At 43.9% G+C, this 16,577-nt stretch carries 11 protein-coding genes; 10 read left to right on the plus strand and 1 reads right to left on the minus strand.

Annotation, left to right across the window (positions count from 1 at the left end; genetic code table 11):
* Position 1 precedes the first annotated feature (1 nt).
* Positions 2-1,192: a cardiolipin synthase gene (gene cls, locus M3182_RS13970; RefSeq protein WP_251558534.1), complete on the minus strand. Its 1,191-nt coding sequence runs from the start codon at positions 1,190-1,192 to the stop codon at positions 2-4.
* A gap of 285 nt (positions 1,193-1,477) precedes the next feature.
* Here cls and M3182_RS13975 point away from each other — a divergent pair, with 285 nt between their 5' ends.
* The 10 genes from M3182_RS13975 (at position 1,478) to pyrG (ending at position 15,801) form a co-directional block, all read left to right on the plus strand.
* The gene (locus tag M3182_RS13975) at positions 1,478-3,589 is read left to right on the plus strand and encodes a (Fe-S)-binding protein (protein WP_251427990.1); all 2,112 of its coding nucleotides are present in this window, start codon (positions 1,478-1,480) and stop codon (positions 3,587-3,589) included.
* 407 nt (positions 3,590-3,996) lie between these two features.
* Positions 3,997-5,178, plus strand: coding sequence for an acetyl-CoA C-acetyltransferase (locus M3182_RS13980; protein WP_251558536.1), 1,182 nt, complete (start codon positions 3,997-3,999; stop codon positions 5,176-5,178).
* A 239-nt stretch (positions 5,179-5,417) separates the two neighbouring features.
* A complete protein-coding gene (locus M3182_RS13985) occupies positions 5,418-6,263 on the plus strand; it encodes a 3-hydroxybutyryl-CoA dehydrogenase (protein ID WP_349775455.1) in 846 nt (281 codons plus the stop codon).
* A gap of 32 nt (positions 6,264-6,295) precedes the next feature.
* Positions 6,296-7,426 (plus strand): acyl-CoA dehydrogenase, encoded by a 1,131-nt coding sequence (locus M3182_RS13990; protein WP_251558538.1) that lies wholly within the window; start codon positions 6,296-6,298, stop codon positions 7,424-7,426.
* A gap of 188 nt (positions 7,427-7,614) precedes the next feature.
* Positions 7,615-8,754, plus strand: coding sequence for an acyl-CoA dehydrogenase (locus M3182_RS13995; protein WP_251558541.1), 1,140 nt, complete (start codon positions 7,615-7,617; stop codon positions 8,752-8,754).
* Positions 8,755-8,787: 33 nt separating this feature from the next.
* On the plus strand, positions 8,788-9,423 hold the full coding sequence (locus M3182_RS14000; protein WP_251427978.1) for a TetR/AcrR family transcriptional regulator: 636 nt from the start codon (positions 8,788-8,790) through the stop codon (positions 9,421-9,423).
* Positions 9,420-12,698 (plus strand): fused isobutyryl-CoA mutase/GTPase IcmF, encoded by a 3,279-nt coding sequence (icmF, locus tag M3182_RS14005; protein ID WP_251558543.1) that lies wholly within the window; start codon positions 9,420-9,422, stop codon positions 12,696-12,698. Before M3182_RS14000 ends, icmF begins: the two co-directional genes overlap by 4 nt.
* A 194-nt stretch (positions 12,699-12,892) precedes the next feature.
* Positions 12,893-13,105, plus strand: coding sequence for a hypothetical protein (locus tag M3182_RS14010; RefSeq protein WP_251427971.1), 213 nt, complete (start codon positions 12,893-12,895; stop codon positions 13,103-13,105).
* A 112-nt stretch (positions 13,106-13,217) separates the two neighbouring features.
* Complete coding sequence (gene rpoE / locus M3182_RS14015) at positions 13,218-13,787, plus strand: DNA-directed RNA polymerase subunit delta (RefSeq protein ID WP_349775456.1); 570 nt, start codon at positions 13,218-13,220, stop codon at positions 13,785-13,787.
* Positions 13,788-14,199: 412 nt separating this feature from the next.
* The gene (gene pyrG / locus M3182_RS14020) at positions 14,200-15,801 is read left to right on the plus strand and encodes a CTP synthase (protein WP_251558547.1); all 1,602 of its coding nucleotides are present in this window, start codon (positions 14,200-14,202) and stop codon (positions 15,799-15,801) included.
* The last annotated feature ends 776 nt before the right edge of the window (positions 15,802-16,577 follow it).

Below are 16,577 nucleotides of genomic sequence, written 5' to 3' on the forward strand. Positions count from 1 at the left end.
GTTACAGAAAATAGGAGACCGTCTGGGCTGCACGTTCTTTTAGACTGCGAAACGGGTTGAAACGGTTTAACTCCTCAAGGCTGACTTCATCAGAATCTCGTAAATCTTCTTGAAGGATCATGTTTACCTGTTGAATAAATTCTTGGTTATAAATCAAGCAATTGAGTTCGAGGTTTAAAAACATACTGCGTTTGTCAAAGTTGGCTGTGCCTAGGTCGCAAAGTTTATCATCAATTACAAATACTTTTGAATGATAAAATCCTTTTTTATACTGATATACATTTCCACCTGAAGAAATGAGCTTTCGAATATAGCGCAAGGACGCTTCTTTTACTAGTATATGATCAGCTGTAAAAGGAACGAGTAAGGTAAACTGTACACCGCGCTCAACGGCCTTTAACAGTTCATTGAAGATTCGATCGCTAGGGATAAAATACGGAGTCCCGATCATCATCTTGTGTTCGGCCTTCTGGATCATGCTGAATAAGGTTTGTTCTAATTCATTCCCTTCCGAAGGCAGTAACTGGTGGCGAATTTCTCCCTGCTGAAGCGGAGGAAAATAGACTTCTTTTTGTAAAAGATTGACTTTCATAGTCCGTTTCCAGTCAAGAAGGAATTGTTTCTGTAGATCTTGGACGCCTTCGCCTTTTACCTTTAAATGATAGTCACGCCACGGAGTCAGTTTTTTGTCTTTGTTGATGTATTCCTTGCCAACATTATAGCCTCCGGTGTAGCCAATTGCACCGTCAATAATGGTAATTTTGCGGTGATTTCGTACTTGCGAAGAATAAAACAAAAAGGGGAGTTTGGGAACTTGGCTGCTAGCAAACTCGACACCCGCTTGTTTTAATTTTTGTTTCGTCTTACGTGAGAGACTACCGCCAACCCAGTCTACCAGTAGCCGGACCTCAACACCTTGTTTCGCTTTTTGCATTAAGATCTCTAAAAACTCGTTGCCGAATGAATCATCTTTTACAATGTAAAACAAAACGTGAATATGCTTTTTAGCTTGCCTAAGTTCAGCAAAGTAATCTTCAAATAAGTCGGGTCCTGTTGTGAAGACAGCAAGCTGACTTTTTCGTTCAGGAAATCGTTGCTTGTTTAACTGGGCTAAATGTCGCTTTCTCCCGATGGAAAAGTCCACTATTAGCAGCAGGGTAATACAAACTATTATCCACGTTGCAATCTCCACAGAAATCCGGCTCCTTTATGTAATTTTTTCACGCGTATGACTTAAGTAGGGAGGTAAAAAGTCGGTTGCGAGTACAGATTAGTTTTACCGAAATAATGATTTATATGAAGGGTTTTCCGAATCCATCCAAGAAAAAAATTTTTGAGAAAAAAACCGTTGACTGAATGCTCATTCATAATATAATGGAGTTACAGATAAATTCAGAAAATTTTATTGGTTTTAAATTTTCTCTGCAAATGAGCGAGCGCTCGCTTGTAGAAATCTTCAAAGGGGGTAGAGGAAGTTATGAACGGTCTGTTATGGGTTAACTTGATTGCGACGATTCTTGTAATCGCTTACGCAGCTAGTCTGTTCCTGTATGTGGTCAAAACGAGAATTGAGTACATTAAGCTCGGGAAGAAATCAGAGTTTAATGACCATGTAAAAGAACGTTGGGACAGAATTTGGGTAATGGTATTTGGTCAGAAGAAATTAATGAAGGACAAAAAGAGTGGAGCGATCCACGTTATGTTCTTCTATGGATTTATTTTAGTCCAGTTTGGAGCGATTGATTTTATCTGGAAGGGGATTAAGCCAGAATCGCATTTGCCGCTAGGTCCGCTATACCCTGGTTTCACATTCTTCCAGGAAATCGTGACGTTAACGATTCTCGTTGCCGTTATTTGGGCGTACTATCGCCGTTACATCGAAAAGCTCGTACGCTTAAAGCGCGGTGTGAAAAATGGACTTGTTCTTATTTTTATCGGTGGCTTGATGTTATCCGTTCTTCTCGGAAACGGTATGAGCTTGATTTGGCACGGTCATGAAGGTACATGGACAGAGCCTGTTGCTTCAGCGATTGCCGCTGCCTTAAGTTGGCTGCCAGAAACTGCAGCAATTGTGGTGTTCTATGTTGCTTGGTGGATTCACTTACTCTTACTTTTAACGTTCTTGGTGTACGTACCACAAGGAAAGCATGCGCACTTACTTGCAGGACCAGCAAACGTGTACTTTACACGTGTGGGGCCGGCCGCAAAGCCTAGTAAAATTGACTTTGAAGATGAAACACAAGAAAGCTTTGGAGTAGGTAAAATCACCGACTTTACTCAAGAGCAGATGATTGACTTTTATGCTTGTGTAGAGTGCGGACGATGTACAAATATGTGTCCAGCCACAGGCACGGGTAAAATGCTATCGCCGATGGACTTAATTTTAAAAATGCGTGATCATTTAACAAACCATGGAGCTGCTGTGACATCCAAGCAACCGTGGGTGCCGACATTTGCATTTGCGAATACAACTGGAAACCAGTTAGCGCTTGCTGGTGCAGGTGCTGGGGCAGAAGAAGCGGCTGCTAGTCTTGCTTATAACCCGAGCTTAATTGGCGATGTCATTACAGAAGAAGAAATCTGGGCTTGTACAACTTGCCGTAACTGTGAAGATCAGTGTCCAGTTATGAACGAGCATGTTGATAAAATTATTGACCTTCGTCGTTATCTAGTTTTAACCGAAGGAAAGATGGATGCCGATGCACAACGTGCAATGACAAACATCGAGCGTCAAGGAAACCCATGGGGCTTGAACCGTAAGGAAAAAGAAAAATGGCGTGAGCTTCGTGACGATGTTGTTGTACCAACTGTAAAAGAAATGAAAAAGTCTGGCGAAGAGTTCGAATACTTATTCTGGGTTGGAAGCATGGGTGCTTTTGATAACCGCAGTCAAAAGATCGCGTTAAGCTTTGCGAAACTTTTAAATGAAGCGGGCGTCAAATTTGCGATTTTAGGAAACAAAGAAAAGAACTCAGGCGATACACCACGCCGTCTTGGTAACGAATTCTTATTCCAAGAGCTAGCAACAAACAATATTGCGGAATTTGAAAAGAACGAAGTGAAGAAAATCGTTACAATCGACCCGCATGCATACAATATCTTTAAAAATGAGTATCCTGATTTCGGCTTTGAAGCAGAGGTGTATCACCATACCGAATTGCTTGCGGAGCTTGTGAAAGAAGGAAAGCTTGTACCGAAGCATACATTGGATGAAACGATTGCGTTCCATGATTCTTGTTATCTTGGACGTTACAACGAAGTTTATGATGCGCCGCGTGACATCATCAAAGCGATTCCTGGTGTGAAGTTGAAGGAAATCGAGCGTAACCGCGAAGACGCAATGTGCTGTGGAGCCGGTGGTGGCTTGATGTGGATGGAAGAAGAAACAGGACACCGCATCAACGTAGCACGTACGGAACAAGCGCTTGCTGTTAATCCTTCGGTCATTTCGTCCGGCTGTCCATATTGCTTAACGATGTTATCAGATGGAACCAAAGCAAAAGAAGTCGAAGAAAACGTTAGTACGTATGATGTTGCAGAACTTCTTGAGAAATCTGTATTTGGTGAAAAGGAAGAACTTGCTTCATAAAAACTAGACTAATAGAAGAGCAACTTGGGCCTATACAGCATAGAGGTTAGCGGCGGAATGTTTCGCCGCTAATCCTCATAAATTTGTATAGGCATTTGCATTTAGTTTTGGCTCTTTTCTCAAACTTGGTTGTTTTTGAAAAAAGTGCGACTGAATGATCTAGGATATACTTAATAGTTTTGTGTATGAGAAAAGAGCCTGCTAACTTAATTTTCAGCTTAGAAAATGATGATTACAGCGTTAAAATCGGAATTAAGATTTTAACAACAAACTTTACGAAAACGGCCTTATATTTAAGCGCTTACAACGTTGGGGATGGTGTAAGTTTTTATATGGGTCAGGCTTGAGCGAGCGTTCAGTCAATATTTTTCGATAATAAAAATTGACCATAAAAGGGGTGCTAATAGATGGGCAAGACGGTGATTTTAGCAGGAGCAAGAACACCTTTTGGAAAATTAGGTGGAAGTTTGAGCGGTTTGACCGCTGCAGAACTTGGCGGTATCGCGATACAAGGTGCGCTGGGGCGCGCCAATGTTGCAGCAAAAGACGTAGGCGAAGTCATTATGGGAAATGTGCTCCAAGGTGGGCAAGGCCAGCTTCCTTCCCGTCAAGCGGCACGCAACGCGGGAATACCTTGGGAAGTCAAAACAGAGCTTGTGAACAAAGTCTGTGCTTCAGGAATGCGTAGTGTATCGCTAGCCGATATACTGATTCGTTCTGGTGAAGAAGAGGTAATTGTCGCAGGCGGAATGGAATCGATGAGCAACGCTCCGTACATGTTACCGAAAGCACGCTGGGGATTAAGAATGGGCGACGGCCAAGTGAAGGACTTGATGATTCATGATGGATTAACATGTTCATTTACCGGCGTTCATATGGGCACATATGGAAACGGTGTCGCAGCGGAGATGGCCCTTAGTCGTGAAGAGCAAGACAAATGGGCATTCAGAAGTCACCAAAAAGCGGTTGCTGCAATCAATGGTGGTTTACTAGCAGAAGAAATTGTTCCAGTTGAAGTCCCGCAACGACGTGGAAATCCAGTCGTGGTTGATCAAGATGAAGCACCAAGAAAAGATACGTCGCTAGAAAGCTTAGCCAAATTGAAGCCAGTGTTTAATCACGATGGCACGATTACTGCAGGAAATGCACCAGGAGTCAATGACGGTGCAGCAGCGCTTGTGTTGATGAGTGAAGAACGCGCAGTTCGTGAAGGACGCAAACCTGATGCGGTCATTCTTGGGCATACAGCGGTTGCTACGGAAGCGAAGGATTTTCCGAAAACACCTGGCTTGGTCATCAATGAGCTGTTAAAGAAAACAGGAAAGTCGGTTGCTGATATTGACTTGTTTGAAATCAATGAAGCCTTTGCTGCTGTTGTTCTGGCGAGTGAGCAAATTGCAGGCTTGGATTCAGAGAAAATCAATGTTAACGGTGGTGCGGTTGCGCTTGGTCACCCAATTGGTGCTAGTGGAACTAGAATCATTTTAACGTTGATGCACGAGCTGAAGCGCCGTGGCGGTGGCATTGGGGTTGCCGCGATTTGTTCGGGCGGCGGCCAGGGCGATGCGGTAATGATTGAAGTTCGCTAGTAGAGTCTAGAACCGTGAGATGTGGGAATAGACACAAGTTTTATGGGAAATAGAACGTGGATGTTGGGCAATAGATCAAGGTTCCTTTGTAATAGAAAGATGAGTTACGGGGATAGACAAAGGTTTTGCGGGAATAGAACCGGATTATGAGGCAATAGACCAGAATATCGCGGGAATTGAAGAGAACTGTTCTTCGGAGAACCTATTTTTCTATCAAACTAGCTAAAGGGGGAAAACAAGTGGAAAAAATTATGGTAATTGGTGCCGGGCAAATGGGTTCGGGAATCGCACAGGTTTGTGCTGAGGCTGGGTACCAGGTGACTTTGAATGATTTGAAACCGGAATTTGTAGAACGTGGGTTAGGAGTCATCACCAAAAATTTAACACGACAAGTGGATAAAGGCAGAATCACTGCAGAGCAGAAGGCGGAAGTACTTGCACGGATTGCTTCCTCTACAGATCTTCAAGATGCAGGTGCGGTTGATCTTATCATCGAAGCAGCAGTTGAAAATATGGAAGTGAAAACGAAGATTTTTGCTCAGTTAGATGAGATTGCTCAGCCACATACGATTTTAGCTTCCAATACTTCTTCGCTGCCAATTACTGAGATTGCCGCGGCGACAAAGCGTCCGGAAAAAGTAATCGGCATGCATTTTATGAACCCAGTACCGGTCATGAAGTTGGTAGAAATTATTCGTGGTCTAGCAACGGCCGATGAAGTGTACCAAACCATTGAGGACATTACGAAAAAAATTGGCAAGGTTCCGGTAGAAGTGAATGATTTCCCTGGGTTTGTGGCAAATCGGATTTTGATGCCGATGATCAACGAAGCGATTTATACCTTATATGAGGGTGTGGCAACAAAAGAATCGATTGATGAAGTGATGAAACTCGGAATGAACCATCCGATGGGTCCGTTAACGTTGGCTGATTTTATCGGCTTGGATACTTGTCTGTATATTATGGAGACCTTGTATGACGGCTTCGGTGACCCTAAATATCGACCATGCCCATTGTTGCGTAAGTATGTGAAAGCAGGTTGGCTTGGAAAGAAATCGGGTCGTGGCTTTTATGTTTATGAATAAACATGCATCTTAGTCAGGGAGGGGTTCTTTAGATGAACCTGAGATTTACAGATGAGCAAGAAATGATGCGGAAAATGGTTCGAGATTTTGCGGAAAGAGAAGTTGCCCCGTTTATTGGACGGATGGAAGCGGGCGAGTTTCCACACGAGCTTCTTAAAAAAATGAGTGAGCTTGGTTTGATGGGAATTCCGATTCCAGAAAAGTATGGTGGAGCAGGAATGGATTTTACGTCCTACATCCTCGCAATTGAAGAAATCTCAAAAATGAGTGCAACGCTTGGGGTCATTTTATCGGTGCATACATCAGTTGGCACGAACCCGATTCTTTATTTTGGCAATGAACAACAAAAGCAGAAATATGTCCCGAAGTTAGCGTCAGGTGAATATCTCGGGGCTTTCTGTCTGACTGAACCGAGTGCAGGTTCCGATGCAGCCAGTTTAAAAACAAGAGCGGTGAAAATAAACGAAGGCTATCGTTTAAATGGTTCGAAAGTGTTTATTACCAACGGAGGAGAAGCAGACACATACATTGTTTTTGCTTCAACCAATCCGGAAGCCGGTTCAAAAGGGATTTCGGCTTTTATCGTGGAGAAAAATACGCCGGGGCTTGTGATCGGAAAAGATGAGCACAAAATGGGGCTGCATGGTTCGCGCACGGTACAGTTAACGTTCGAAGATATGGTTGTGCCAGCGGCCAATCGCTTAGGAGCGGAAGGTGATGGGCTAAAAATTGCGCTTGGCAATTTAGAAGTGGGGCGAATTGGGATTGCCGCTCAGGCCCTAGGAATTGCTAGCGCAGCTCTTGAGGCCGCGATCACATATGCGAAACAACGAGTTCAGTTTGGCAAACCAATTGCGGCGCAGCAGGGAGTAGGGTTTAAGCTAGCAGACATGGCGACGGCTGTGGAAGCATCGAAACTACTTGTCTACCAAGCAGCAAACCTCCGTGAGCGTGGGGAGAAATGCAGCAAGGAAGCCTCGATGGCCAAATTATTTGCTTCAAGGACGGCTGTTGAAGTGACGACCGAAGCGATTCAAGTATTCGGTGGCTATGGATACACCAAAGATTATCCTGTTGAACGATACTTCCGCGATGCGAAAGTGACGGAAATCTATGAAGGAACAAGCGAAATTCAGCGAATTGTGATTAGCAAGCAGTTGTAGGAAGTAGATGAAACAATAGACTGTGTATTTCTTAGTTTTTTTATCTCGTTGATTGGAGCGGATGGTGCGAACACTCCTGCGGGAAGTACAGGTCAGCGGTAGACCCCACGGGCGCGGAAAGCGAAGCACCAGGAGTGGAAATCAACAATTAGGTATCATAGTGCAAATAAAAACTGGGGGAATTGAACATGAATTTTAAACTATCAGAAGAACACGAAATGATTCGAAAAATGGTCCGTGATTTTGCAAAAAATGAAGTAGCTCCAACGGCTGCAGAGCGTGATGAAGAAGAGCGCTTTGACCGCGGTTTGTTTGAAAAAATGGCGGAGCTTGGCTTAACCGGGATTCCATGGCCAGAAGAGTACGGTGGCATCGGCAGTGATTATTTAGCTTATTGTATCGCGGTGGAAGAGTTATCGCGTGTATGTGCATCAACAGCGGTAACATTGTCCGCTCATACTTCGTTAGCTAGCTGGCCGATTTATAAGTTTGGTACGGAAGATCAGAAGCAAACGTATTTAAAAGCGTTGGCAACAGGACAAAAGATGGGCGCTTATTGCTTAACAGAGCCTGGCAGTGGTTCGGATGCGGGTGCGATGAGAACGATTGCGCGTCGTGATGGCGACAATTATGTGTTGAACGGTTCGAAAATTTTCATCACCAATGGTGGCGAAGCAGAGATTTATGTGGTGTTTGCGCTAACGGATCCAGACAACAAGCATAAAGGTACAACTGCTTTTATCGTTGAAAGTGATTTCCCAGGTTTCTCAGTGGGCAAGAAAGAAAAGAAAATGGGGATTCGTTCATCACCTACAACAGAAATCATTTTTGAAGATTGCCGCGTACCAGCAGCGAATGTTTTAGGGAAAGAAGGCGAAGGGTTTAAAGTTGCAATGATGACGCTTGATGGCGGACGTAACGGAATTGCGGCCCAAGCGGTTGGGATTGCACAAGGGGCATTGGATGCGGCAGTTGATTATGCGAAAGAACGCGTTCAGTTTGGAAAGCCAATTGCTCAGCAACAAGGAGTTGGCTTTAAACTAGCGGATATGGCAACGCAAATCGAAGCTTCAAGACTATTAACTTATCAAGCAGCATGGTTAGAGTCTGAAGGTCTTCCATACGGGAAAGAATCAGCGATGTCCAAATTGCTTGCAGGGGATACCGCAATGAAAGTAACAACCGAAGCGGTACAAGTCTTTGGCGGCTATGGTTATACAAAAGAGTACCCAGTTGAGCGGTTTATGCGCGATGCGAAAATTACGCAAATCTATGAAGGTACACAAGAAGTTCAACGCCTCGTGATCAGCAGAATGTTGACGAAATAAGCGGACGGTACGGGCAAGGCAAGGGGGGTAATGATGAGTAGGAGGGAAGTGCAGGCTTCTGTAAAAGATGAGCGGCTCGTTGAAAAAAGGCGCGATCAAATGATTGTCGGAGCAGTGGCGTTGTTTAAACAAAAAGGGTTCCACCGAACAACAACTCGTGAGATTGCGCGGGCTGCAGGCTTTAGCATTGGAACCTTGTATGAGTACATTCGCAAGAAGGAAGACATTTTGTACCTTGTCGTCGATCGAATGTACGACCAAATTCGCGAACGGCTTCAAAAAGATTTGGATACCAATCAGGGGACGGTTGAAAGTTTGAAAAGCAGCATTGCTTATTACTTTCGCGAAATGGCGGAGATGCAGGAAGAAGTATTGGTCATGTACCAGGAAGCAAAATCGCTCAGCAAGGATGCTCTCCCCTATGTGCTAAATAAGGAAATCCAAATGGTCGGCATGTTCGAGGATGTGATTGAAAACTGTGTGAGAAACGGCGAGCTTGATTTGAATGACAAACAAATCAAGCTGTTCGCACACAATTTGTTTGTCGAAGGTCAGATGTGGGGATTCCGCCGTTGGGCGTTGCAAAAAGAGTATACGCTTGAGGAATACATTGAATTGCAAATTCAATTGCTATTTTATGGAGTTCAAGGAACAGGGGGAGAGAAATGAGTTTGCCGGAAAAGTACCTACCGAAAAACCATATTCGCTTTGTGACAGCATCAAGTCTATTTGATGGGCATGATGCTTCAATCAATATTATGCGAAGAATTTTACAAGCTCTGGGAGCGGAAGTAATCCATCTTGGACATAATCGTTCGGTTGAGGAAGTCGTCAATGCCGCGATTCAAGAAGATGTGCAAGGAATTGCGATTTCTTCTTATCAAGGTGGGCATGTGGAGTATTTTAAATACATGTATGATTTGCTTCAAGAACGGGGAGCTTCCCATATACGCATTTATGGTGGTGGCGGCGGTGTCATCATTCCACGGGAAATAAAAGAACTGCATGAATATGGAATTGCCCGGATTTTCTCTCCTGAGGATGGACGCTTGCTAGGCTTAGAAGGCATGATTCAGCAAATGATTAAGGAATGTGATTTTCCAACCGTCGGACCAGATGTTGCGAGTGAAGTAGAAAAGCTGCCAACTGGGGATGTCCTGACAGTGGCAAAATTAATTACCTTTGCGGAACAGCAGGTGGCAGGTACTGGAAATTCTCAAACGGAAACAGCGGCTGCGGTCGAGTCCGTCCTTGAAAAAGTAAAAACATTAGGCAAGGATGTTCCGGTTGTAGGGATTACAGGAACCGGGGGAGCAGGGAAAAGTTCATTAACAGATGAACTGATTCGCCGCTTTTTAAATGAATTACCTGAAAAACGCGTGGCGATTTTATCGGTTGACCCGACAAAACAGAAAACGGGCGGGGCTTTGCTAGGAGACAGAATTCGCATGAACGCAATTTTCTCTCCACGCGTTTATATGCGCAGTCTTGCGACAAGGAAAGCGCGGTCGGAGTTATCGCTTGCGATTCAAGATGCGATTACGGTGACGAAAGCGGCGGGCTTTGATTTGATTATTGTCGAGACGAGTGGAATTGGTCAAGGGGATGCTGGCATTACCGATGTTTGTGACCTCTCCATGTATGTCATGACAAGCGAGTTCGGGGCACCGTCACAGTTAGAAAAAATCGATATGATTGATTTTGCTGACTTGATTGTCATCAATAAGTTTGAGCGCAAAGGTTCCGAAGACGCTTTGCGTCAAGTTCAAAAGCAATATCAACGCAGTCATCTATTGTTTGATCAAGATCTCGATCAAATGCCGGTATATGGGACGATAGCAAGTCAATTTAATGATCCCGGAACGAACGCGTTGTTTGCGGCTTTAATTGAAAAAATCAACAGCAAAGCGGGGCTAGATTGGAAGACTACTTTTTCAACAGATGCGAAGGTCGAAAAGCAAAATATCATTATTCCAAATGACCGTCGCTATTATTTACGTGAAATCACGGAAGCGGTTCGGGGTCATCATCGCTATGCCACCCAGCAAGCAGAAATCGCTCGACGTTTGTTCCAAGTTGAAGGAACAATTGAAGCGATGAAGGAACAAGGTATGACAGGAGATATTTTGTCAGCGTTAGAAAGTTTGCAAGCAGAAATTGAGCAGCAACTGTCGGCGGATTCAAAACGAATTTTAGCAGGATGGGAAGAGTTTAAGGAAAAGTATGGTGCGGAGCAGTTTGTGACCAAGATTCGGGACAAAGAAATTGTCACCCAAATGCGGACGACAAGTTTATCAGGGTTATCAATCCCAAAGGTCAGCTTGCCACGTTACAAGGATTATGGCGAAATTTTACGATGGGTCTATCTTGAAAATGTACCAGGTTCTTTCCCGTATACAGCCGGCGTGTTTCCGTTTAAACGCGAAGGTGAAGATCCGAAGCGACAGTTTGCTGGTGAAGGGACACCAGAACGAACGAACCGTCGCTTCCACTATCTATCCAAAGATGATGCTGCGAAGCGCTTGAGTACAGCGTTTGATTCGGTGACGCTCTACGGCGAAGATCCGGATTACCGCCCAGATATTTATGGCAAGGTAGGCGAAAGTGGCGTTAGTGTTTGTACGTTAGAGGATATGCAAAAGCTGTATGCTGGCTTTGATTTATGTGCACCGTCGACATCTGTTTCAATGACGATTAATGGTCCTGCGCCGATTATTTTAGCAATGTTTATGAACACGGCGATCCAGCAGCAGGTTGAGCGAAAAGAAGCTGAGCTAGGCCGGAAGTTAACGGATGCTGAGTATTTGGAAGTAAAAGCATATACACTGAGTACGGTAAGAGGTACGGTTCAGGCCGACATTTTAAAAGAAGATCAAGGGCAGAATACATGTATTTTCTCGACGGAGTTTGCGCTGCGGATGATGGGCGATATTCAGCAGTATTTTATTGATCATAAAGTGCGAAACTATTATTCGGTATCGATTTCTGGGTATCATATTGCCGAGGCCGGAGCAAATCCAATTTCGCAGTTGGCGTTTACGTTGGCAAACGGGTTTACGTATGTGGAGTACTATTTAAGCCGTGGAATGCATATTGATGATTTTGCACCAAACTTAAGTTTCTTCTTCTCCAATGGGTTGGACCCAGAGTATACGGTGATTGGCCGTGTTGCACGCCGAATTTGGGCAACGGTGATGAAGAACAAATACGGAGCAAATGAGCGGAGTCAAAAGTTAAAGTACCATGTGCAGACTTCTGGTCGTTCGTTGCATGCACAAGAAATTGACTTTAATGATATTCGCACAACGTTACAAGCGTTAATGGCGTTGCATGATAATTGCAACTCGTTGCATACAAACGCTTATGATGAAGCAATTACAACGCCTACGGAGGAATCGGTGCGCCGCGCGATGGCGATTCAAATGATTATTACGAAAGAGCATGGGTTGACGAAAAACGAAAATCCATTGCAAGGTTCGTTTATCATTGAAGAGTTGACCGATCTTGTTGAAGAAGCGGTGCTGCAAGAGTTTGAACGCATCGATGATCGTGGCGGTGTACTTGGTGCGATGGAAACGCAGTATCAGCGTGGCAAGATTCAAGATGAATCGATGTACTATGAAATGAAAAAACATACCGGTGAATTGCCAATTATCGGTGTGAACACGTACTTGAATCCAAATCCACCCTCAGAGGAAGCAGTCGACAATATGGAATTGGCTCGAGCAACGAAAGAAGAGAAAGAACTGCAAATAGCCAATTTGAATGCGTTTAAGTCGGAGCATGAGGACGTCTGTGAAGAAGCCTTAAACCGCTTAAAGCAAACGGCTGTCAGTGGTGGGAATATCTTTGCGGAACTGATGGAAACGGTAAAATACGCAAGTCTTGGTCAAATCACGCGGGCTCTTTATGATGTCGGCGGTCAATATCGCCGCAATATGTAAAACTGGGCGGGATTACCAATTTTCTGGATGGTGCCTGGCACCATCCAATTTTTTGCTTGTGGGGGCGACAAGCCATTTTTTTCTGTTTAGCGGGCAAGCTTTAAGTTATACAAGAAAACGGTCTTCCTAGTTGCGATAAGAAGCTATATAATCAAACATATACATAATATACTGAATTCAGTGGGATGTGACGTATGTTGAAAGTCCTATTAGCGATATTCGGGACAGCCGCAGCTGTAGGCGTGTTGCTGTTGTTCTATAAATTCCAGTTAGGAGCCATTTCTTTTGCTCTTTTATCGGTGTTTTGTTTTGTGCTTTCTGTTAGACTTTTTCGAAATTCAGCGAGTGAGAAACAGAAAAAAGAGGATTCAAAAGCAAAATCCTATAAAAAAGCGCAAGAACCATAGATTAGACTGGCATAAACCAGATGAATTTGTTTATAATGAAGAATATGCTTTTTGGGAGATTTTCCATATTCCGGATATCCTGCTCGAAAGAGAGCTTGAATAGAGAAAGGAAGTGCAAGTCTTGAGTTTAAACCAATACTCAAAAGAAGAGCTAAATGAAATGTCTTGGATTGAAATTGCTTATCAAATTTTATTAGAAAAAAAGCAAGCCGTTTCATTTGCCGAATTAGTAGCAGAAGTGAAAAAGGTTCTTGAACTTGGTGAAGACGATGCTACAGAAAAAGTGGTACAGTTCTATACCGACTTAAATATAGATGGCCGGTACTTAGGTCTAGGCGATAATCGCTGGGGCTTGCGTGCTTGGTACCCAGTAGATCAAGCGGAAGAAGATACAATTACACCTGTAAAACCGCGGAAGAAAAAGGCTAAGAAGAAAGCGGTTGATGAAGAAGTTGAAGGCTTCGACGAGCTGGATGAAGAAGAAGACTTTGATGACTTTGACGAAGAAGACGACCTTCTTGATGAAGATCTCGATGATTTTGATGAAGAAGATGAAGAAGAAGAAGAAGACTTTGATGATGACGATGACATCATTGAAGACGAAGATGAATTAGAACTTGACGAAGAAGAACTCGACGACGAAGAAGATGAAGACCTGGATGATGAGGAAGAAGACCGATAAGTTGAAACCTCATTCAATGGGTTTTATTCACTGAATGTTCGTCACGCAAAGCCTGATTGATTTTTCATCAATCGGGCTTTTATTCGCAGTTAATCCCCCAATTAACCTTTTTGAAGTGGGGGGTTATACTGCCAGTTAATGTGAAATAAACATTCTTGACTTTTTAAATAGACGCCTGTAGAATCATTTTTGGGCTCCTTAAAAAAGGAACGGTCTTATAATTAGCGCTGAAACGCTCCCCATACATTTGTATGCGGGGCGTTTTTTTGTTTTTTATGGAAGGATAAAACGATAAAAAGTGTTACCGTATTTGCATCCTATCGCCGTGAAGAACGGCTTCTATTTTTTATAGTAAGGAATCAATGAAATTCATCCATATAGAGCAAACTATATGGAAAAGAGGGGGAGCATCATGACAAAATACATTTTTGTAACAGGCGGGGTTGTCTCGTCACTTGGGAAAGGAATCACTGCAGCATCTCTTGGTCGATTGTTGAAAAATCGAGGATTAAAAGTAACGATTCAAAAATTCGACCCATATATTAACGTGGACCCAGGAACAATGAGTCCTTATCAGCATGGGGAAGTTTTCGTTACCGATGATGGTGCAGAAACAGACCTTGATCTTGGACACTATGAGCGCTTTATTGATATCAACTTGAATAAGTACTCAAACGTTACAACAGGGAAAGTATACTCTACAGTTCTGAAAAAGGAACGCCGTGGCGATTATCTTGGTGGAACGGTTCAGGTTATTCCACATATTACGAATGAAATCAAAGACAAAGTCTTCCGTGCAGGAAAAGAAACACATGCGGATGTTGTCATTACAGAGATTGGTGGAACAGTAGGGGACATTGAGTCACTTCCATTCCTTGAAGCCATTCGTCAGATTAAAAGTGATATTGGTACCCACAATGTGATGTACATCCATTGTACCCTTGTGCCGTACATTAAAGCAGCGGGTGAGTTAAAAACAAAGCCAACTCAACACAGTGTCAAAGAATTACGTAGCCTAGGTATTCAGCCAAATGCAATTGTTCTTCGTACTGAGATGCCAATTTCTCAAGATATGAAGGATAAAATTGCTCTATTCTGTGACATTGAAAAAGAGGCCGTTATCGAGTGTCAAGATGCTGAAACACTATACAGCATTCCACTTGATCTTCAGCGTCAAAATCTTGATCAAATCGTATGCAACCATTTGCAATTACAATGCACAGATGCAGATATGGATGAGTGGAAAGAACTTGTTGAAAAGGTAACAAACCTTAAGCATACAACGAAAATTGCACTTGTAGGGAAATACGTGGAACTTCAAGATGCCTATATTTCCGTTGTTGAATCCCTTCGTCATGCGGGTTATGCGTTTGATAGCGACATCGACATCAAATGGGTAAACTCAGAGGACGTAACAACTGAAAATGTGGCCGAGTTGTTAGGCGATGTTGATGGAATTTTAGTTCCTGGTGGATTCGGGGATCGTGGAATCGAAGGAAAGATTCTAGCGACTCAGTATGCACGTGAACAGAAGAAACCATTCTTCGGAATTTGCTTAGGCATGCAATTAGCTTCCGTTGAATTTGCTCGCAATGCAGTGAAGTTAACAGGAGCTCATTCTGCTGAAATCCAACCAGACACACCACATCCAATCATTGACTTGTTGCCTGAACAAAAGGATGTCGAGGATCTTGGTGGAACATTGCGCCTTGGTTTATACCCATGTAAATTAATCGAAGGTTCAAAAGCTGCTCAAGCGTATGGCGAAACAGTTGTCTACGAACGTCACCGCCATCGTTACGAATTCAACAATGAATACCGTGAGCAGTTAGAAAAAGAAGGCTTTATCTTCTCTGGGACAAGCCCTGATGGACGTTTAGTGGAGATTGTCGAAATCGCAAACCACCCATGGTTTGTAGCTTGCCAATTCCACCCAGAATTCAAATCAAGACCAACACGTCCACAACCACTATTCAGAGACTTTGTCGAAGCATCATTCAAACAAAGTAACTAGAAGAGCGTAGGGGACTGTCCAGCGACGTATGGGCTGGAGCGCTCTGACTGAGATAAAGGAAACACGAAGAGCGTAAGCGATTCGATGTTGACTTATCGTAGGGAGGAGAGCGAAGCCCACTAGTCGCTAGGAGCCGTAGCTGGACAAAGAAAAGCGTAGGCGACTGTCCAGCCCCGACAAGCGCTGGAGGACTGACGGATGAAGTCCGTTCTTTGACTTCGACTGGCAGACCGAAGCGACTCGAGGGGCTAGGAGCCGCAGCTGGACAAGCCGAAAAGCGGAAATGGCTCTTGCAACTCCGAGGTAAACAATGTTGGTATTTATTAATAACAAAAATAGGCGTGAAATCCGATGGATCTCACGCCTATTTTTTCTATAGAAAGTGCCTCAGTGCCCGTTGCCATCAAAAAAAGAAACGGATGGTAACCGAGAGGGAGTGTCAGTGCCCGTGCCATCAAAAAAAAGAAGCGAACGGTAACTGAGAGGGCGCCTCAGTGCCCGTTGCCATCAAAAAAAGAAGCGGAAGGTAACTGAGAGGGCGCCTCAGTGCCCGTTGCCACCAAAAAAAGAAGCGAACGGTAACTGAGAGGGCGCCTCAGTGCCCGTTGCCAACGAAAAAAGAAGCGAACGGTAACTGAGAGGGCGCCTCAGTGCCCGTTGCCATCAAAAAAAGAAGCGGACGGTAACTGAGAGGGCGCCTCAGTGCCCGTTCACATCAAAAAAAGAAGCGGATGGTCACCGAGAGGGCGCCTCAGTGCCCGTTGCCATCAAAAAAA

Source organism: Mesobacillus maritimus (assembly GCF_023715205.1).
Classification (GTDB): domain Bacteria; phylum Bacillota; class Bacilli; order Bacillales; family Cytobacillaceae; genus Mesobacillus_B; species Mesobacillus_B maritimus_C.